Here is a 19,015-nt window from a genome sequence, read left to right on the forward strand (position 1 = left end):
TTCAATGCAGAGACTTCAGAATGTCGCGGCCGCTTCGGAAGCACATGGCGGCCAGCGTCAAGGTGACATTGGCCGTGCCGATCGTCGGCATGCTGCCGCCGCCCACCAGATAGAGGTTTTCGTGGTCCCAGCTGCGCTGGTTCTTGTCCACGACGGAATTGGTCTTCGTCGTTCCCATGATGTGGGTGCCGGCCAGATGATTGCCGCCGCGGATCGCATAGCCTTGCCCCTCATAGGCCACATAGCCGAAATCGCTGGGGTCGTAATGGGTATGATCCTGCGCGCCCAGACGCGTAAAGACGGTGCGCGCAAACTGGCGGCCATAGGCGGCACCCTTCATGGTATATTCCGGAACCGTGAAGGACAGGATGGGCCGCATGTTGCCCAGAGCATCGGTATATTGCGGATCCACCGCGATGCGGTTGCTTTCGACGGGCATGACCTCGATCATGAATGCCAGCAGCAACTGCCGCGAAACCTGGTCGATCATGCCGCGCCGAAGATCCGCCCCGTATAGGTTGCGATCATCCACCAGTTCGAGAAGGTCGGTGGTCGGCGCACCCGTGGCCCAACCCCAGCCGTCGTTATGGATATCGATGGCGAAGGCGGCCTGCCTTTCCCGGAAAGGGCCGTCCCGCAGGTCCACGATACCGCCCGTCGAACTGGTTCCGCGCATCGTGCCGCAGATTTCCGGCATCAGCGCCCAGTTCAGCAGATAGGCGTGGTCCATCAGATTGCGCCCGACAAGACCGCTGGTGCTGCGCAGGCCGGAGGCCAGCATAAGACGCGCCGTTTCGATGGCGCCTGCCGCAAGCACGAAAACCTTGCCCTTCACGGTGATGGTCTCGTGGGCCGGTGAGGCCGGGTCCTTGTAAATCTTGACCTCGAGAGAGCGGACTTTCCCGCTATCCGGATCGATGTTGACCTTCGATGCGACCGCCTGCGGCAACAGTTCGACAAGCCGCTCGCCCCTTTTTCCGTTTACCGCGAACGCCTTGGCAAGCGTTTTGCCGGAGTGGTAGCGCGCTTGCACGGGACAGAGCGGTACGCAATTGGTGTTGCCCTGGCAGCGACCGCCCTCTTCGACCTGATGCGTATCGACGGCGCCGATGGGACGGTAGCCCTTCCCACCGTCATAGGCCGGGTTTGGTATGCTGTTGCGCCCCTGCGGATAGGGCCTGACCTTCAGGGGATAGGTCTTGTCGTAAAGTTCGACACTGGTGCCTTCGATGCCCTTGTTGACCTGCTGATCCAGATAGGAAAGCGGCAGGCCGCGCATGGGAAAGACATAGTCGCCCGGGAAGGTCTGCCCCAGATATTGCTGATCTTCGACATTGGCCGATACGCCGATTTCCCGCTCGGCCAGGCGGTAATCATCCTCGATTTCCTCAAAGCTCAGCGGCCAGTCCAACCCTTGGCCGAAAATGGTGCGCGTCTTGAAATCCGAGCGAAGCAGGCGGGGCGTTTTCGCCTCCCAGTGCATGGTCGTTCCGCCGAAAATACGGGTATATGTCGTATCGCTGACATAAGGGCCGGATTGAACGATATAGGTCGAGCTATCGGTCTCCCCCGCCTGCAGCTTGCGAAGCTGCGGGCTGCGGGGCATGGCCGCGTTCGCATTCAGCGGAAAGGGCGACTGGTTGTCCTTGGAGGCTGCCGAATAGAAAGTCGTCAGCAGATCGTCATAGCCTGCCAACGTGCTGTTGGCACCGGTTCCAGCTTCAACGATAAGGACACGCTTGCCCGCCTCCGCAGCCTGCTTGGCAATGATTGCTCCGGAAATGCCGCTGCCGACGATCACGATATCGTAGTCGTCAGACGCTGCGACGGTTTCGGCATCGGCTTTTATCGCGGATTCGAGGGGAAAAAGCACTTTGGTCCTCCATTATTCCCGGAAAGCCGCATCAGGCTTTGCGGATCATGCGGTTCTGGACTCAATCGAGATTTCAGGCCGCCCGGCCTGAATCGTCATGATTTCGGGCCGCGGGAGTTTCGGGGTTTGGACTTGGCGGCCGGGGCGGCGGCGGAGCGGGCTCTGACTGCCGAGAGAAAGGAGGCGTAGCTCCAGGTCAGATTCCGGACGCTTTTCTCATAGCCAACGGTTCCATCGAACTGTTCGCTCAGTTCATAGTGATCGCTGTGATAGACGATGGCGCGCAGCATGACGTCAGACGAAGCCCGCAAGGCAGCTGACGCGTCTGCGGTGCTGCTGGATGCACCAAGTCCCAGTTCCGCGAAGAAGGGTTCGGAGAACTGATCGAGGGGGATGGCGCCGTTGGCCTCGATGGCATTGGCAAGCCGATATTGAAACTCGGCGAAGTTGGCAGTGCATAGAGCCCAGGGATGCCCGCCGACCACCGGAGCCGCCACGTCGCCATCGTAATGGTCGCCTGGATAGCGCCCGAAGAGTGGTCCGAGCCCTTCGGCCGCGTCGGCGCCATTGATCGGGTAATAGTTCGAAGACGAAGGATCGGCCCACTGGCGCCGCAGGATGGCGGCCGTTGCCAGAAGCTTGGTATCGGTCGGCTCGATCCCGCCATAGCAGACCGAAGAGATGATATCGATGTTCGCGTCGTAACCGGCTTGCTCCGCGGCATCCAGAATGCTCACATAGAGCTGCCCGTTCCAGTGTGTGGCCAGCTGGCTTTCCAGCCAGAAGATGGCATCGGCCACCCCGGCAGGCACCGCAATACCGATCGTGTTTGTGGAAATTTCCCGGAAAAAGCGCAGCTGTACGGCTCTTGCGAAAAAGGAATAGCCCTCATATTCCTCCCAGAGATTTGTGGTCTTGTTCTGGTAAACTTCGAGAAGATAAGAGAGGTTGGCCTCGACCAATTGTTTGGCGATCGTCTGCGTGGCACCATCCAACTGATCGAACAAGGTCAAGATCGCAATCGACTGAATGGCCGGCCCGTCGTTCTGCTCAGACCACGGACGAACCTCGCCAGTGATGGTGAAGCAGGCGTGGCCAAGTGTGACGGTCGCGGAATTCTTGGCATTCCCCTGACAGAGCGCGGCGAAGTTCACGTAGTCGACCAGGCTCGGCAAAACCCCGCCCGGAACAGGCAGCAAGCCGGCGAGTGCGATCTCGATGGCCGTAATGGCTCCATCGCGAACCCAGTTGAAAACATAATCCTGGTCGACACCCGGCGTGTTCGCTGGATAGGAGGGTGCGGCGATGACGCAGCCCGGGGCCGAAAACACGCCGGGCGATGCCGGATCCTCGATGACATAGCCATCGCTTGTGATGTTGCGCATCATCAGAAGAGAAAAATAGCGCGACAATGCGACCAGGTCGGTCTGCGCGAAGGCAGGCCGCGGTTTGACTGCAGGCGTATTGGCGCCGATATGGGCGGGGTTCGCACCTGTTATTGACTGACTCCAAAGCGCAACTGTCATTGGCTGACTCCAAAATCGGTTGAGACTTGCCGGGACCAGATCGAGAAAATATTCCGGACCCGGATGGGAGAAATATTGCGGCCGAATGGGTGGCGATGCGTTTTTCGACAATTTCCGCGCAGCGTATTTATAGTTTCACGTCAAAAGCCGACGCCAACGAGCCTTCTTCGTCGAGAGTGAAAACAAGGTCTCTGCGGCGGCGAGGGCAGGGCGGGCTGGCCTCCCTGTTGTGCCGCCGTTGAAGCTTTAACTAGAAAGATCGTCGACGATCAGATTTTTATCAACCTAAAGATGTTGATCTCAGGTCAAAAAATCTCACCGAATTGCGCTTGGCGTTACGGGTGCTCCGGAGGGATGGATTCGACCAGCCCAACGAGATTGGACCGTGTTGCCGCAGACCGGTTGCGCAACGCCAGAACCATTTGCAATTCCGTGGCGGAGATCGCGCTGTTCCTATGCCAGTCCATGGTGCCTCGCCCGAGCAGCAGCCAGTCGAGGGAGACATCCAGCAGGTCGGCGAGCGCGCAGGCGCTTTCCAGCGAGGTATGACCGCCATTCTGCCAGCGTGAGACGGCGGCGACGGACACCTCTAGTTCGGCCGCCAGAGCGTGAACTTTCCGGAACTTGCCCCGGGATATCGCCTCTCGAATACGTTTGCCGCGTGCCATGTCGTGGGTCATCAAGAATCCTCCCGTTGGTTGCGTTAAAATTGGCAATTACCAAGAGCTTTCGATCGACGAACATCAGAACCTTCTTATGAAAGGGAAGGCAAAGCGAAGCACCGGTCAACCTGGTGAAATATCCAGATTGCTCCCGGTCGACCTCTTGTTGTGAAACGTCAGCACATCAGGAGGGACGGATATGTTGCGGATACTCACCAAAGACATGCTCGAGACCGATCGACGTGCTTTCGATGAAATGTTTCGAGCCCGCGCCGCCGTTTTTCGCGATCGGCTGGGATGGCAGGTCGATGTCCGGGATCAATGGGAGAGGGACAGATACGACGAGGCTGAAGATCCCGTATATCTCGTCACGCAACGACCTTCCGGCACGCTGACGGGTTCGCTGCGCCTGCTGCCGACCACAGGAGCGACGATGCTCAAAAGCGAGTTCCGGCATTTCTTTGATCAGCCTATCGACGTCGATAGCCCGACGACCTGGGAATGTACCCGCTTTTGCCTTCATCCGCTTGCCGGACACATAGACCAATCGCGCACAGTCGCCACCGAGCTGCTCTCAGGGCTTTGTGATCTTGCGCTCGACACCGGTATCGAAAGCATCGTCGGCGTCTATGATGTCGCGATGGTCGGGGTGTACCGCAGGATCGGCTGGAGGCCGACACCGCTTGCCCGATCCCGGCCCGAGATCGGCAAGCTGTATGTTGGCTTATGGGATGTCACGGCGGACAATTGTCGAACACTTCGGGCCAACCTGTCCCGACTTCTGGAGCAAGCCTCTCCCTATCCTGCCAGAGCCCTTGTCGATGGCGGCATGCGGTAAGCGCAGTCGCTGTCCCACCGCCCAGCAGTGGGATAGGTCTCGCCAGCTCTTTAACCTGTTCTTCATATCGCGCCATGGTTGCCATAAAATATGCTGTTCTCGGCAATCGCGAAATGTTACCACTGCGAGCAGTCAGGAAAACACACAACCACGAGTCCATCTCATGCTGAGCAGTTCTCGTTTTTTCTACTGTCTGGACCGAATCTCCGCATCGCCGACATTGCGGGATCTCGAAACGACGCTGGACGAAGTCCGCCACATCTATGCGATATCACACATGGTTCTGCATGTAACACGCTCCTCGGGGGCGACGGCCAGCAATCCATTGCTGATGCTGACCTACCCGCCCGAGTGGGTGAAGCAATATCTTGACCGGGACTACTTCAGCATCGATCCCGTCGTGCGCCTCGGCCTGCGCGGCTTCCTGCCCGTGGAATGGTCTGCGTCTAAATGGGATTCAGGCCAGGCCTATGGCTTCTTCAAGGAGGCGATGGCCTTCGGTGTCGGCCGGCAAGGCGTTACCCTGCCGGTGCGGGGACCTCACGGGGAGCGATCGCTGTTTACGGTGACCTCCAATCATCCCGACGCCTACTGGCGACAGTTTCGCATGGACAGCATGCGCGACCTCCAGTTTCTTGCCCACCATCTCCACGACAGGGCGATGGTTCTGTCGGGGATGAGAAAAATAACGGACTTTCCGCAATTGTCGCGCCGCGAACTGCAATGTCTTGAAATGACGGCCAACGGCCTTCTGGCGAAGCAGATTTGCGCCCGCCTGTGCATTTCGACAAGCGCGGTGCAGCTCTATCTCGCCTCGGCACGGCGGAAGCTGACCGTCGCCACGACGAGCGAAGCGGTCGCCAAGGCCACGGCACTCGAATTGATATAAACGTGGTGAGCGTGATTCAGCGCCTGCCCCTCGTGCGCGTCGCCAGAACATTGCGGATCGAGAAGCTGGAATGAATCCTGAGAACGCCGGGCAAGGTCGACAGTATCTCTTTGTGGATCCGCTCGAACTCACCAGCATTGGCAACCTCCACGCGCAGCAGGTAGTCCGAACCGCCCGTCATCAGAAAACATTCCCGGATCTCTGGATGCCGGCGGACCGCCGCCTCGAGGCGATCGAGATAGTCCTCCGTTTGTCGTTCGAGGGTGATGTTGATGATCACGGCGATCATCTCATCCGCATTGCCGGTGTCGACCAACACCGTATAGCCGCGGATCACGCCTGATTTTTCCATGATTTTAATGCGCCTGAGACAGGCCGATGGAGAGAGACCGATCTCCGCGGCAAGCTTGGCATTGCTCATGCGGGCATCGAGGCGCAGCAGCCTCAGGATATTGCGATCAATCGCGTCGAGAGCGGGCATGAGAGATCGTTCCAAATTTTCGTTGATTATGCGGTTAATAAGCAAATCAAACAATAATCAACTGCTAAATGATAGGCAATTTCGCTCATTATTTCATAAACTCCCTGAAATCAAAAAGGGGGTGGACATGGATAGCGATATTTTGGTTTCCCGCACACGAACTGCCACGACCGCGCAGGGAGCCACGGGCTATCTGACGATCGATCTTGGCGCCCTCGGCCGCAACTTTCGCAAGCTCGTCTCAACGGTGGCACCGGTCCGCGCGGGGGCCGTCGTCAAGGCCGACGCCTATGGCCTTGGCGCCGAGCGGGTTGCGAGAACGCTTTACAGGGAAGGTTGCAGGCATTTCTTCGTCGCCCAATTTGTCGAGGCCGTGAGGCTCCGGCCGGCCCTTGCGCAGGACGCTCAGATTTTCGTGCTGAACGGTTTGCAGCCGGGCAACGAAATCGCCTGTGCTGAGATGGGCATCGTCCCGGTCCTCAATTCGCTGGCGCAGTGGCGGCAATGGTCAGCGGCCGCGCGCATTCTGAAGCGCTGCCTGCCAGCCGTCCTGCAGTTCGACACAGGCATGTCGCGGCTCGGTTTTCCCAGGGAAGAGCGAGCAGAGCTGGCGGCAGCCCTTCGGGACGGCACCAATGTCGAAATCCTGTTCATCATGAGCCATCTGGCTTCGGCCGATGACATGGACAGCGAACAGAACGGCGAGCAATTTGCCGAGATGTCCCGCATTGCCGATGAATTTCCGGGCTTCGACATTTCCTTCGCCAATTCCGGCGGCGTTTTCTTGGGCGACGCCTATCACGGCGTACTCGCCCGCCCCGGCATCGCGCTTTATGGCGGCGCTCCGAACGCCGGCGAGAAGAACCCGATGGAGCCGGTCGTCAGCCTCAATGTCGCCGTCGTGCAGACGCGCACCGTAGCGGCGGGTGCGAAGGTCGGCTATGGCGGCGCGCATGTCACGCAACGGGAAACGCGTCTCGCCACCATTGCCGCCGGCTATGCCGATGGCCTGCCGCGATGCCTGGGCGACCGCGGCGCCGTCTATTTCAAGGGCATCCGCCTGCCGATCGTCGGCCGCGTGTCGATGGACAGTGCGACCGTCGACATATCAGCACTGCCCGAAGGGGCGCTGACCTTCGGCAGCCCTGTCGAAGTGCTCGGCCGCCATCAAACGCTCGAGGACATTGCCCGCGACGCCGGCACCATTTCTTACGAAATCCTAACCGGCCTGGGCGATCGTTACGACAGGCAATATCGCTAAGAGCCCGCGGCTCCATCATTGGGAACATCATGAAGGTCATCGTTCTAGGAGCCGGCATTGTCGGCGTCACATCCGCTTATCAACTGGCCAAGGCCGGTCATGACGTCACGGTCGTCGACCGGCAGCCGGGTCCGGCGCTGGAAACCAGCTTTGCCAATGCCGGCGAAGTGTCCTTCGGCTATTGCTCGCCATGGGCCGCGCCCGGCATCCCTATGAAGGCCATGAAGTGGCTGTTCATGAAACATGCGCCGCTCATCCTGCGCCCGAAACTCGACATGGCCATGCTCTCCTGGATGGCGAGGATGCTGTCGAACTGCACCTCTGAGCGCTACGCGATCAACAAGAGCCGCATGCTGCGCCTTGCCGATTACAGCCGCATCGCGCTGGCCGATCTTCGCGCCGAGACCGGCATCGCCTATGACGAACGCATGCAGGGAACCCTGCAGCTTTTCCGCACGCAGCAGCAGCTCGAGGCCTCGGCAAAGGATGTCAAGGCGCTGGCTGCCGACGGTATTCCCTATGAGGTGCTGGACCGGGACGGCTGTGTCCGCTTCGAACCGGCGCTCAGCCACGTGCGCGACAAGATCGTCGGCGGTCTGCTGACGCCGAAGGACGAAACCGGCGACTGCTTCAAGTTCACCAATGCGCTGGCGGCCAAAGCCGCGGCGCTCGGTGTCCGTTTTGCTTACGGGACGACGATCAAGGCGCTGGATGTCGAGGCCGGCCGGGTGCGCGGGATCATCACCGATCGCGAGCGGATGAGCGCGGAGGCGGTGGTGGTCGCGCTCGGCAGCTATTCGCCGCTGCTGCTCAAGCCGCTCGGCATCCGGCTGCCGGTCTATCCCGTCAAGGGCTATTCGCTCACCATCCCGATCACCGATGCGTCACGCGCGCCGGAATCGACCGTCATGGACGAGACCTACAAGATCGCAATCACCCGGCTCGGTGACCGCATTCGCGTCGGCGGCATGGCTGAAATATCAGGCTATACCAACGATCTCGGCCTGGCCCGCCGCAGCACGCTGGAACATTCGGTCACCGATCTCTTCCCCGGCGGCGATATTTCCAAGGCCTCCTTCTGGTCCGGCCTGCGCCCGATGACGCCTGATGGCACGCCGGTCATCGGCCCGACAAAGATCGCCGGTCTCTTCCTCAATACCGGCCACGGCACGCTCGGCTGGACGATGAGCACCGGTTCGGCGCGGCTCATCGGCGATCTCGTCGGCGGCCGCCAGCCGGAAATCGACGCGAGGGATCTCGCAATCAGCCGCTACGGCTGAAACCGCCCGGGGCAACACAAAAGAGGGATGAACATGATTGCACAAATCCGGTGTCACTTGTGCGCCTCGTCTATCGAGGTCCAAAATGTCCGTTAGTTCTCATATATATAACAATGGCGGCCTCACCCGGCAGTTGGCGACGCAGAGCATGTCGTTTCGGGAGACGGCGCATAGCGGAACAGACCCGGACGCGCTTTCGGAAATATTGTCGACGCCAAACTCCCCGATCAAGGTTGTGGCGGAGGCCAATATGCCCATTGCATACCGCTGCAATTTCGTCTCCGTGGGAGAAGAGGTGACCGTAGCCGACTGCACCTACGAAGGCACGATCCTGATCAGGCGGGAGGCGATCAACGACAGGATGATCGTTTTTCTGCCGATGGAGGGAAATGCATTCTTCGACGGCATGCGGGAGCAAATATACTCTGTTCCCGCGCGTGGTACGATCCTTGAGGCAGGTCGTGCCGCAGGCGCCCGCCTGTTTGGGCCTCGCCGTCATTTCGGCCTGTTCGTCGATCAGGCAAAGATCATCAGCCACCTCACGCAGATGTTCGAACGAACGATCAGCGGCGATATCGATTTTCATCCTCACATCGATCTGACGACCGGTCCGGGGCTTGTATTGCAGCAACTTGTCTCGAGCCTCCATCGCGGCCTCAGCGGCAACGGACCGCTGCAACGCTCGCCGCTGGCCGCCAGCTCGCTCTGCGACGCCGCGATCTATCTGCTTCTGGAGGCCTGCCCCAATCGCTATTCGAATGAGCTTGCGCTCACTGCTCCGACACCGGCCCCACGCCATGTGAAGTGGGCGATCGACTTCATGCAGGAACACATCGCCGAGCCGATTTCGCTCAACGATATCGCGATGGCCGCCAAGGTCAGCGTTCGGACTTTGCAACAGGGTTTCCGCCAGTTCAGGAATACGACCCCAATGGCCTATCTGCAGGAACTTCGGATGGCTGCCGCCCATCGCGATTTGCTCGAATCCGACGCCAAGCAAGGCATTGCCGACGTCGCGCTGAGATGGGGCTTTACGCATCTGGGGCGGTTTGCTGCCGAATACAGGAAACGTTTCGGCCAGTTGCCGTCACAGACCTTGAAGCGCTGAACTCCGTCTCTGTTTGCCGGATGGTTCCGTCGACGATGGACCAGAGATCCGATCGCCGACGGGAGCGGCACGCGGGATACGGATCTATGCCGCGCGCTTCAGGGCATCACCGAGTGTCGAAACGATCGTGTCGATCTGGATTTTCTCGATAATGAGCGGCGGGGAGAGGGCGATAATGTCGCCGGTCACCCGGATCAGCAGGCCCTTGTTGAAGCAGTCGACGAAGATTTCATAGGCGCGGCTTCCCGGTGACCCGTCACGAGGAGCCAGTTCGACCGCGCCGACCAGTCCGAGATTGCGGATGTCGACGACATGAGGCAGGCCTTTCAGTGAATGGAGGGCCTCCTGCCAGTACTCGGCCAAATCGGCTGCGCGGGTCAGCAGGCCTTCCTCCTCGTAGATCTCCAGAGTAGCGAGCCCGGCGGCGCAGGCGACCGGATGGCCGGAATAGGTGTAGCCATGGAAGAGTTCGATCGCGTTATCAGGTCCGACCATCAGGCCGTCATAGACCTTTCGGCTGGCAAAGACCGCGCCCATGGGGATCGTGCCGTTGGTGATGCCTTTTGCCGTAGTGATCAGGTCGGGCACGACGCCGAAGTAGTCGGTTGCGAAAGGGGTGCCGAGACGCCCGAAGCCGGTGATGACCTCGTCGAAGATCAGCAGGATTCCGTGCTTGTCGGCGGTTGCGCGCAGTTTCTCCAGATAGCCCTTCGCAGGCAGAACGACGCCTGCCGATCCCGACATCGGCTCGACGATGACGGCTGCGATGGTTTCGGCGCCGTGCAACTGCACCAGGCGCTCGAGATCGTCCGCCAGTTCCACGCCGTGAGGGGGAAGGCCCTTCGAAAACGCATTGCGCCCGATGTCGAGCGTATGGCGCATATGGTCGGCCGGTATTTGCGGGAAGACCCGCCGGTTGTTGACGAGGCCGCCAACGGAAATGCCGCCGAACCCGACGCCATGATATCCCTTCTCACGCCCGATGATCCGCGTGCGGGTGCCCTGGCCGATCGCCCGTTGATAGGCGATGGCGATCTTGAGCGCCGTATCGACCGATTCCGAGCCCGAGCCGGTGAAGAAGATCCTGTCGAGCTTGGCTTGCGGGCCGCCCGGCGCGTTCGCAGCCAATTTCGAGGCGAAGTCGAAGGCGATGGGATGTCCCATTTGAAAGGTCGGTGCATAGTCCAGCGTTGCAAGCTGTCGCTCGACGGCATGGGCGATCTTCTTGCGGCCGTGGCCGGCGTTGCAGCACCAGAGCCCGGCCGTGCCGTCAAGCACCTGATTTCCGTCGATGTCGGTGTAGTACATTCCCTCGGCTGCAGCGAGAAGCCGCGGCGTAGCCTTGAATTGCCGGTTCGCAGTGAACGGCATCCAGAAATTTTCGAGTACGGGTGCGTTCGTCTTGCTGAGTTGGTCCATCCTGGCCTCCTTTGGGGTGGCGCCGAGAATGGCAATTTCTCTCTTTCAAACAAGTCCTTTTCTTCGTCAGTGCAAGCCATTGAACTTAAACGGATGAGTGGGTATGATTTTCGATATTCTGGACAACATAAACGAACCGCATCATGTCAGTCGATATCGGCAGCCGTCTTCGCTATCTCCGCATCGCCCATAAGCTTTCCCAGCGTGAGCTCGCCAAGCGCACCGGAGTGCCCAATTCGACGATCTCGCTGATCGAATCGAACGCCTCCAACCCGTCGGTCGGGGCCTTGAAGCGAATTCTGGACGGCATCCCCATCGGCCTGGCGGAATTCTTTGCCTTCGAGCCCGAGCGTCCAAGGAAGGCCTTCTATGCGGCGGAGGAGCTGGTGGAGATCGGCAAGGGCGCCATCTCCTACAGACAGGTTGGGGAAAACCTGTTCGGGCGCAGCCTGCAAATCCTCAAGGAATGCTACCAGCCGGGCGCCGACACCGGAAAGGTTCCCCTTGTTCACGAGGGGGAAGAGGGCGGGATCGTGCTATCAGGAAGGCTCGAGGTGACGGTCGATGACGAGCGGCGTATCCTTGGAGCGGGCGACGCCTACTATTTCGAAAGCAGACGCCCGCACCGCTTCCGCTGCGTCGGACCGGTGCCCTGCGAGGTCATCAGCGCCTGCACGCCGCCGACTTTCTAGTTCTTGCCCTCAATGCGGGCAAGCACCCCGTCGAGTGCAGCGGTCAGCGCGGCAAGGCCGCCCTTCTTCTCGAAGTCGGAGAAAACCTGCTCGTTCAGTCCGCCCTTGGTCGCGAATTCGCGGCTCAGCGCGCTGAACGGTTCGTTGCCGGGGCTGTTCGCTTTCTGCGCGAGGCTTGCAAAGAGCGGGGCAATGTAGGCCTGTCCCTTCGCCTTTTCGAGGCCGCTTCTTTCCAGCCAGACGGCAACCTGCTCCATGATGCCGAAATAGGTCGACATCATTGCGCTCGCTGCTGCGAGAAGATCATATTCCTTCCTCGACTGGCATTGGACAGCCGTTCCGAGCGTATCGAAAAGCGCGGCGACAGTGGTATCCGGCGGATAGAGGGCGGTGACGCCTTGCCGGCCGGCGACGAAGGGCAGGGGGATCGCCTGCACCAGATGCACGTCGGCGGCGATCCATTCGGAGAGGGCCTGGCGCTCCGTCGCCGCAACGAGGCTGACGACCATTTGGCTATCCCTGAACGATAGCGCGCGCACGACCTCCTCGGCGACCTGCGGCCGTATTGCCAGGAACACCATGTCGCTGCGCTCGACGACGTCCTGATTGTCCTTGGCAATTCTGACGGCGGCGAATTCGTCGGCCAGCGTCGCGGCGATGTGAGCGCTTCGTGGAGATACGTGAATCTCGGAGGCATAGGCCGGCTCAGTGAGAAGCCCGCGAACCATCGCTTCGGTAATCGCGCCGGTGCCGACGAATCCAATAGTCTTGACTGTCACGTGATTACTCCGCAGCCCGCAGCGGGCCCAACGCGACATCCGTCGTGTAGTTCTCGCGCATGAAATTGATGAAATTGTCCTGGAACTGGCGCGTATGGGCGTGGGCGAGTTCGTCGGCGAGTTCCACGTTCTTGTCCCTGACGGCATTGAGCATGAGCGTGTGCTCGTCGGTCAGGAGATAGCCCTCGTGGGTTCGCTCCAGATATTCGAAATGCAGGTGGAGCATGCGCTGTCCCTGTGACAGCAGCTTCTCGTAGAACGAGGCCAGGTATTGGTTTTTTCCGGCATGGGCGATTGCCATGTGGAATTCCTTGTTGGCTTCCGACATGGCCAGGTGATTGCCGGTTTTAACAGCCGCTTCGAACGACTTCAGCCGCTTGGTGATGATCTTCAGGTCATCCTCGGTTCTGAGCGCGGCGGCGAGCCGCGTATTCATGCGCTGCGCGATGTCGAGCGCCTCTACATATTTGGGAAACGTCGCCACTTCGATCGGCGCTACGATCGTGCTCCGGTTCGAAAGTGTGACGACCAGCTCATCGGCGCCGAGCCGGATCAAGGCCTCGCGCACCGGCGAGCGCGACATGTCGAAGCGTTCGGCAAGCGTCATCTCATCGAGAAGCTGACCGGGCGGCAGAGTGAGCGCCAGGATCTCGTTGCGAAGCGTTTCGTAGACGTTCTTCCAGCCAGTCCCGCGGATTCGTTTCACTTCCGATTCATCAGACACTTAGGTCCCTTTCTCTCGACGCGGGTCACATTGGGCCAGAAAAGCAGCGTGTCGGCAATGTAATTTTTCCGCTTGACTTTGTCGACACGCTGTTGACATATCTTTCTCAGTCGACACTAAGCCGACACGAAAATAACAGAAACGGCTACAGCCGACGAGTGGAACCGCGCACTTCGCGCACAGCAAAAGAGGAATGCCGATGCTTTCGAAGTTGATAACGTCCGCCCTGCGGGCGCTGCCCGCGCTCGCTCTCATGGGAGGTCTTTCCGCCACCGTCGCACGGGCTGAGACCGCTGAGGGATATTGGCAGGGTGTGCAGAAGGCGGGCGTGTTGCGCTGCGGCGCCGCCGTTGCTCCGCCCTATGTCATGCGCGATCCGGCGACCGGAGAATATTCCGGCTTCTTCGCCGATCTGTGCAAGGAATTTGCCGAAGTCCTGAAGGTGAAACCCGAATTCGTCGATACGACCTGGGACAATATCGTCGCCGGCCTGCAGGCCGGCAAATGGGACCTTTCGCTGGCGCTGAACCGGACGCCGACGCGCGCCATGGCCGTGCAGTTCTCGATCCCGGCGATGGAGTACCAGATCTCGCTCGCCTATAACAAAAACAACCCGAAAATTTCGGCCGGTGCCGCTTCGGTGGTGGATATCGACAAAGCAGGCGTGACGCTTGCCGTCATGTCCGGCACGGCGCAGGACAAGGCAATTTCCGCATCGGTGAAGAACGCCACGATCATGCGTCTTCCCGGCAACGACGAGACCCGCCTGGCGGTGACCTCGAAGCGTGCCGATATCCTGGTCGACGCCTCCGACACCAACCAGCTCTTCACCCAGTCGAACCCGGACTGGGCGGTGGCGATAAACCCGACGCCGGCGCTCGCCAAGCAGGGCGTCGCTTTCGGCATGCCGCACAATCTTTCGGCCGCTGACGTCGAAGTGGTCGATATCTTCCTCGAAGAAAAGGTCGCGACCGGTCACGTCGATGAGCTGATCAAGAAGGCGGTCGACGAAGTCCTCAAGGGCGCAAAGTAACCTCGCCGGGCCGGTGCGAGGATCGCGCCGGCCCTCTCCAGCTTCGATCATCGGAGATTGGCATGACCACGTCCTTCAGTCTTCCCCTCGTGAAAATGCAGGCGCTCCACAAAAGCTATGGCAACGGAGCCATTCAGGTGCTGAAAGGCATCGATATCGAAATGAAGCCCGGCGAACGCGTCGTCGTCATCGGTCCGAGCGGCGGCGGCAAGAGCACGCTGCTGAGGGTGATGATGGGGCTTGAGCAGATCGACAGCGGGTCGGTCAATTTCGACGGGAAGGCGTATATTTCTTCCGAAGGCGTGGGCCGGAAGACCCAGATCGACACCAATGTCCGCCGTTCGATCGGCATGGTCTTTCAGCACTACACGCTGTTTCCGCATCTCAACGTTATTCAGAACCTGGTTCTCGCTCCCTGCAAGGTGCGTGGAGAAACCAAAGCAAAGGCTACGGCCCGAGCCCAGGCGCTGCTCGAGCGGTTCGGGCTCGGCGCCAAGTCCAATGCCTATCCGGCCCAGCTTTCCGGCGGACAGAAGCAGCGCGTCGCGATCGCCCGCGCGCTGATGCTCGACCCGAAGCTGATGCTGTTCGACGAGGTCACTTCGGCGCTGGACCCGGAACTCGTCAGCGAGGTGGAGCAGGTCATCCTGCAGCTCGCCGCCCAGGACATGCCGATGATGATCGTGACGCATGACATGTGGTTCGCCAAGAACATCGCCTCTCGCGTCATCTTCTGCGCTGGCGGCGTGGTCGTCGAGGACGGCCCTCCCGAGCAGGTGCTCGGCGCCCCACGCGAGGAGCGGACGAAGGAATTCATCGACCGCGTCTTCCACATCAAGCAGTAGGCCACATCAAGCAGCAGGGAGAGCATCGTGAACTATACGTTCGACTTCAATGCAGTATCCATCGCTCCGCTTCTGCAGGGGCTGTGGGTTTCGCTGGAGCTGACGGCTGCAGCGAACGTCATCGGCATCGTGCTCGGCTTCGCGCTCGCCCTTCTGATCATGAGCCCCTACCGGTTGGTGCGGTTGCCGTTCATGCTGTTCGTCGAATTCTTCCGCTGCACGCCGGCCATCGTCCAGATCGTCTGGATATTCTACTGCGTGCCGATGCTGTTCGACGTCTTCCTCGACCCGGTGACGATGGGCATCCTGGCGCTTGGGCTCAATCTGATGGCGTTCAACGCCGAGGCCTACCGGGCGTCCATCCAGGCGGTTCCGCGCGAACAGCTCGACGCCGGCATCGCGCTCGGCCTCAATCCGCTGCAGCGGGTGCTCTACATCGTCTTCCCGACGGCGTTCCGCGCGTCGATCCCGGTGCTTCTGACCAACGGTATCGTCATCTTCCAGCAGAGCGCGCTGGTCGCGATCGTGGCCATCCAGGACCTGATGTACCAAGGCAAGACGCTGGCCACCGAGACCTACCGCCCGATCGAAACCTTCACGGTCGTCGCTCTCATCTATTTCGCTGTGTCCTTCCCGATAACCCAGATCGTCGGCCTGCTTGAGCGCCGCCGCCAGATCCTTGTCAGCTAGGAGGCCAGAATGACGCTCGACTTCTCGATCCTGCTGCGTTTCGAACACGCACTCCTGCTCGGCCTGTGGATGACGATCAAACTGACGGTCATCTGCGTCGTGCTCGGATGCACTCTCGGCTTTCTCGTCGGTCTCCTCAGAACGTCGCGCAACCTCGCGCTTCGCGCAATCTCCAGCATATATGTTGAGTTCTTCCGCGGCACGCCGGTGCTTATCCAGCTCTTCTGGATCTTCTTCTGCCTGCCGCTGCTGCTCGGCGTGGAACTCTCGAACCTGGCGTCGGGTGTCATCGCGCTGACGCTCTATATGGGGGCGATCACCAGCGAGACCTTCCGGGCAAGCCTCAAGTCCATCGGCCAGGAACAACTGGACGCCTGCGTCGCCCTCGGCCTGCCGCGCAGGAGCCAGGTGATGGACGTCGTGCTGCCGCAGGCCGTGCTGCGCGCAATCCCGACGCTGCTGTCGAACTGCGTCAGTCTCTTCAAGGAGAGCGCCCTGGTCTCCGCCGTCGGCATGGCGGATCTGATGTTCGTCGGTCAGAACATCTCCAACAACACTGCCCGTCCCGTCGAAGTGCTGACGGTCGTTGCCCTCATTTACTTCGCGATCGCCTTTCCTCTGACCCGGGCCGTCTCGCTCGTCGAAGGCCGGATCCTGAAGAAACTCGCAATCTGAAGATAGTCGTTCCCAGACAGGAGAATTCCCCATGAAACTTTCCGGCGTCATGCCCGCGCTTATCACTCCCTTCGACGCGAACAACAAGATCGACTTCAAGGCGTTCGAAAAGCACCTGACGGCGCTGCGCGCGGCCGGCGTCACGGGCTGGGTGCCGATGGGTTCGACCGGCGAATACTTCTCCCTCTCGAACGAGGAGCGCGAAGAGGTGCTCAAGTTCGTCAAGGACTTCGCCAATGACGACGAGATACTGATCGCCGGCACCAACGCGCCGGCCACCCGCGAGGTCATCGAGAACACGGCGCGCGCCAGGGAGATCGGCTATGACACGGTTCTGCTCGCCACACCCTTCTACACACGTCCGACGCAGGACGAACTGCTCGCGCATTACCGTGCCGTGCTCGACGCCACTGATGTCAATCTCATCCTCTACAACTATCCCCCGAAGGACGGCATTGAGATCTCCTTCGACTTGATGGATGCACTCGCCGACGATCGCCGGGTGATCGGCATCAAGGAGAGCTCGGGCGTTCTGCAGCGCGCCGTCGACATCCATTCGCGCTATAAGGGTCGCATCGACCTCGTCTCGGGTTCCGACGATATCGCCCTCGACTTCATGTTCTGGGGCGCGGATTCCTGGATCTGCGGTCCGGCCAACTGCATGGCGAAAGCGTGCTGCGACCTCGACCGGACGTTCCGTTCCGGCGACCTCGAAAAGGCCCGCGAGATGATGACGGTTCTCTACAGAGCGCTGAACATCCTCGAGAGCGGCAAGTTCGTCCAGAAGATCAAATATGGCTGCGAGCTCCAGGGCACGCCGGTCGGTGTCTGCCGCGCGCCGCTTGGCGAACTGACCGAGCAGGAGAAGGCCGAATTCAAAGCGGCGATGCAGCCGATCCTCAATTGGTAGCAGCACTCGACTGGTAACAGTTCCGGGGCGACCAAGCCGCACCGAAACCACTGAAATTGTGAGGTTCTCCGTGTCATCCATCGTGGTCGTCGGCGCCGGCATTATCGGCACCACAATCGCCTATGAACTGCAGCGCCGGGGAACGACCGTCACCTTGATCGACAAGGCGGCGCCGGGCCGCGGCGCTTCCTATGGCAATATGGCGAGCATCGCCGTCACCGAATTCATGCCGGCCTCGCGTCCCGGTATCTGGGCGCAGATGCCGAAATGGCTGCTCGATCCGGAGGGTCCGGTCCGCATCCGCCCCGGCTACCTGCCGAAACTGGTGCCCTGGTTCCTGCGGTTTCTGGCTGCGAGCCGCCCCTCGAAGCTGCGGGAACTGGAGGCAGCCGGCGCCGTGCTGTGCCGACGCGTCTACGAAGACCTGGACGCGCTCCTGAAGGAGACCGGACTCGGGCACATGCTGACCGCCGAGGGGTGCCTCAGTCTCTATACCGATGACGCCGAGTTCAAAGCCGATCGGGAGCATATCGAAATCCTGGAGCGCTTCGGCTTCAGGCACGAGATCCTTGGCGGCAACGCCATCCGAGATCTCGAGCCTGTTTTGACGACGAAGATCGGCAAGGCGGTCCTTTTTCCCGACAACCGGTCGATTGCGGATCCCTACAGGCTTGTCTTCGCGCTGTCCGAAAGGTTCGGGCGGCTCGGCGGCAGGATTGTTCAGGGTGATGTCGTCGATTTCGAGCAGGGCGACGCCGGCATCTCCGCGCTTCGATTGGCAGATGGGCGCACGATTGCGGCCGACAGGGTGGTGCTCGCGGCCGGCGCCTTCACCGCCCGGCTTTCCGCCCTGCTGCGGGAGCATATCCCGCTCGAAACCGAGCGAGGCTACCACACGCAGCTCATGGAGCCTGGCATCTCGATGCGCCATTCGATCATCTGGCCGGCGCGCGCCTTCATGGTCACGCCGACGGCGGGCGGTATCCGCGTCGGCGGCACAGTCGAGATGGCCGGTCTCGACGCGCCACCCGATTATCGGCGCGCGAAGATCCTGGTGAAGCGGGCTCAGGAGGCATTGCCGGATCTGAAGGTCCGGCAGACGACGGAGTGGATGGGGCATCGCCCGGCGCTGCCCGACACCGTCCCGGTGATGGGCCGATCCGCCAAGCGGCGCAACGTCTGGTACGCGACCGGCCACGGACATCTTGGTCTCACCTATGCGGCGACGACCGGCCGCCTGATGGCCGATCTCATCACGGGCATCGAACCGCCCGTGGACATGAAACCCTATCGCGTCGACCGCTTCTGAGAACGGTATCGGCGCAAGGCG

At 60.6% G+C, this 19,015-nt stretch carries 19 protein-coding genes; 12 read left to right on the top strand and 7 right to left on the bottom strand.

All coding sequences use genetic code 11. From position 1 onward, the window contains the following. Position 1: 1 nt before the first annotated feature. The 3 genes from C3Y91_RS10365 to C3Y91_RS10375 all read right to left on the bottom strand — a co-directional run bounded on the left by C3Y91_RS10365 (position 2) and on the right by C3Y91_RS10375 (position 4,079). A complete protein-coding gene (locus tag C3Y91_RS10365; protein ID WP_027688159.1) occupies positions 2-1,873 on the bottom strand; it encodes a GMC oxidoreductase in 1,872 nt (623 codons plus the stop codon). Between the two features lie 95 nt (positions 1,874-1,968). Then, on the bottom strand, positions 1,969-3,399 hold the full coding sequence (locus tag C3Y91_RS10370; protein ID WP_024319845.1) for a glycoside hydrolase family 15 protein: 1,431 nt from the start codon (positions 3,397-3,399) through the stop codon (positions 1,969-1,971). Positions 3,400-3,734: 335 nt separating this feature from the next. Beyond that, a complete protein-coding gene (locus C3Y91_RS10375; RefSeq protein WP_018068506.1) occupies positions 3,735-4,079 on the bottom strand; it encodes a helix-turn-helix domain-containing protein in 345 nt (114 codons plus the stop codon). A gap of 181 nt (positions 4,080-4,260) precedes the next feature. Here C3Y91_RS10375 and C3Y91_RS10380 point away from each other — a divergent pair, with 181 nt between their 5' ends. Further along, positions 4,261-4,899, top strand: coding sequence for an acyl-homoserine-lactone synthase (locus tag C3Y91_RS10380; protein WP_018068507.1), 639 nt, complete (start codon positions 4,261-4,263; stop codon positions 4,897-4,899). Between the two features lie 163 nt (positions 4,900-5,062). Continuing rightward, positions 5,063-5,788, top strand: coding sequence for a helix-turn-helix transcriptional regulator (locus C3Y91_RS10385; RefSeq protein ID WP_018068508.1), 726 nt, complete (start codon positions 5,063-5,065; stop codon positions 5,786-5,788). Between the two features lie 16 nt (positions 5,789-5,804). On the opposite strand, the gene C3Y91_RS10390 is transcribed toward C3Y91_RS10385, so the two are convergent. Then, on the bottom strand, positions 5,805-6,269 hold the full coding sequence (locus C3Y91_RS10390) for an Lrp/AsnC family transcriptional regulator (protein ID WP_003550368.1): 465 nt from the start codon (positions 6,267-6,269) through the stop codon (positions 5,805-5,807). Positions 6,270-6,396: 127 nt separating this feature from the next. Between C3Y91_RS10390 and alr the strand changes: the two genes are divergently transcribed. The 3 genes from alr to C3Y91_RS10405 all read left to right on the top strand — a co-directional run bounded on the left by alr (position 6,397) and on the right by C3Y91_RS10405 (position 9,918). Beyond that, a complete protein-coding gene (alr, locus tag C3Y91_RS10395) occupies positions 6,397-7,530 on the top strand; it encodes an alanine racemase (protein ID WP_024319844.1) in 1,134 nt (377 codons plus the stop codon). Between the two features lie 29 nt (positions 7,531-7,559). Continuing rightward, the gene (locus C3Y91_RS10400; RefSeq protein ID WP_024319843.1) at positions 7,560-8,810 is read left to right on the top strand and encodes a D-amino acid dehydrogenase; all 1,251 of its coding nucleotides are present in this window, start codon (positions 7,560-7,562) and stop codon (positions 8,808-8,810) included. Between the two features lie 85 nt (positions 8,811-8,895). Next, entirely contained in the window at positions 8,896-9,918 is a 1,023-nt protein-coding gene (locus tag C3Y91_RS10405; protein ID WP_018068511.1) for a helix-turn-helix transcriptional regulator, read from the top strand. An 84-nt stretch (positions 9,919-10,002) separates the two neighbouring features. Here the strand turns inward: C3Y91_RS10405 and aptA are convergent, their stop codons facing one another. Then, positions 10,003-11,337, bottom strand: a complete 1,335-nt coding sequence (aptA, locus tag C3Y91_RS10410) for an omega-aminotransferase AptA (protein ID WP_024319842.1) — start codon at positions 11,335-11,337, stop codon at positions 10,003-10,005. Between the two features lie 143 nt (positions 11,338-11,480). Between aptA and C3Y91_RS10415 the strand changes: the two genes are divergently transcribed. Beyond that, on the top strand, positions 11,481-12,029 hold the full coding sequence (locus C3Y91_RS10415; RefSeq protein ID WP_018068513.1) for a cupin domain-containing protein: 549 nt from the start codon (positions 11,481-11,483) through the stop codon (positions 12,027-12,029). On the opposite strand, the gene C3Y91_RS10420 is transcribed toward C3Y91_RS10415, so the two are convergent. Beyond that, entirely contained in the window at positions 12,026-12,847 is an 822-nt protein-coding gene (locus C3Y91_RS10420; protein WP_174826994.1) for a pyrroline-5-carboxylate reductase, read from the bottom strand. The two genes, C3Y91_RS10415 and C3Y91_RS10420, sit on opposite strands and share 4 nt — an antisense overlap. Then, complete coding sequence (locus C3Y91_RS10425) at positions 12,813-13,532, bottom strand: GntR family transcriptional regulator (protein ID WP_024319840.1); 720 nt, start codon at positions 13,530-13,532, stop codon at positions 12,813-12,815. Before C3Y91_RS10425 ends, C3Y91_RS10420 begins: the two co-directional genes overlap by 35 nt. A 199-nt stretch (positions 13,533-13,731) precedes the next feature. Between C3Y91_RS10425 and C3Y91_RS10430 the strand changes: the two genes are divergently transcribed. From C3Y91_RS10430 to C3Y91_RS10455, 6 genes are all read left to right on the top strand, one after another. After that, on the top strand, positions 13,732-14,565 hold the full coding sequence (locus C3Y91_RS10430; protein ID WP_024319839.1) for a substrate-binding periplasmic protein: 834 nt from the start codon (positions 13,732-13,734) through the stop codon (positions 14,563-14,565). Positions 14,566-14,627: 62 nt separating this feature from the next. Next, positions 14,628-15,410, top strand: coding sequence for an amino acid ABC transporter ATP-binding protein (locus tag C3Y91_RS10435; RefSeq protein WP_024319838.1), 783 nt, complete (start codon positions 14,628-14,630; stop codon positions 15,408-15,410). A 27-nt stretch (positions 15,411-15,437) separates the two neighbouring features. Continuing rightward, positions 15,438-16,100: an amino acid ABC transporter permease gene (locus tag C3Y91_RS10440; protein ID WP_024319837.1), complete on the top strand. Its 663-nt coding sequence runs from the start codon at positions 15,438-15,440 to the stop codon at positions 16,098-16,100. A gap of 9 nt (positions 16,101-16,109) precedes the next feature. Next, the gene (locus tag C3Y91_RS10445) at positions 16,110-16,775 is read left to right on the top strand and encodes an amino acid ABC transporter permease (RefSeq protein ID WP_024319836.1); all 666 of its coding nucleotides are present in this window, start codon (positions 16,110-16,112) and stop codon (positions 16,773-16,775) included. A 31-nt stretch (positions 16,776-16,806) separates the two neighbouring features. Continuing rightward, positions 16,807-17,685: a 4-hydroxy-tetrahydrodipicolinate synthase gene (dapA, locus tag C3Y91_RS10450; RefSeq protein WP_024319835.1), complete on the top strand. Its 879-nt coding sequence runs from the start codon at positions 16,807-16,809 to the stop codon at positions 17,683-17,685. Between the two features lie 70 nt (positions 17,686-17,755). Then, complete coding sequence (locus C3Y91_RS10455; protein ID WP_164567121.1) at positions 17,756-18,994, top strand: NAD(P)/FAD-dependent oxidoreductase; 1,239 nt, start codon at positions 17,756-17,758, stop codon at positions 18,992-18,994. The last annotated feature ends 21 nt before the right edge of the window (positions 18,995-19,015 follow it).

Origin of the sequence: Rhizobium ruizarguesonis (assembly GCF_012349115.1) — a bacterium.
Lineage (GTDB): Bacteria > Pseudomonadota > Alphaproteobacteria > Rhizobiales > Rhizobiaceae > Rhizobium > Rhizobium ruizarguesonis.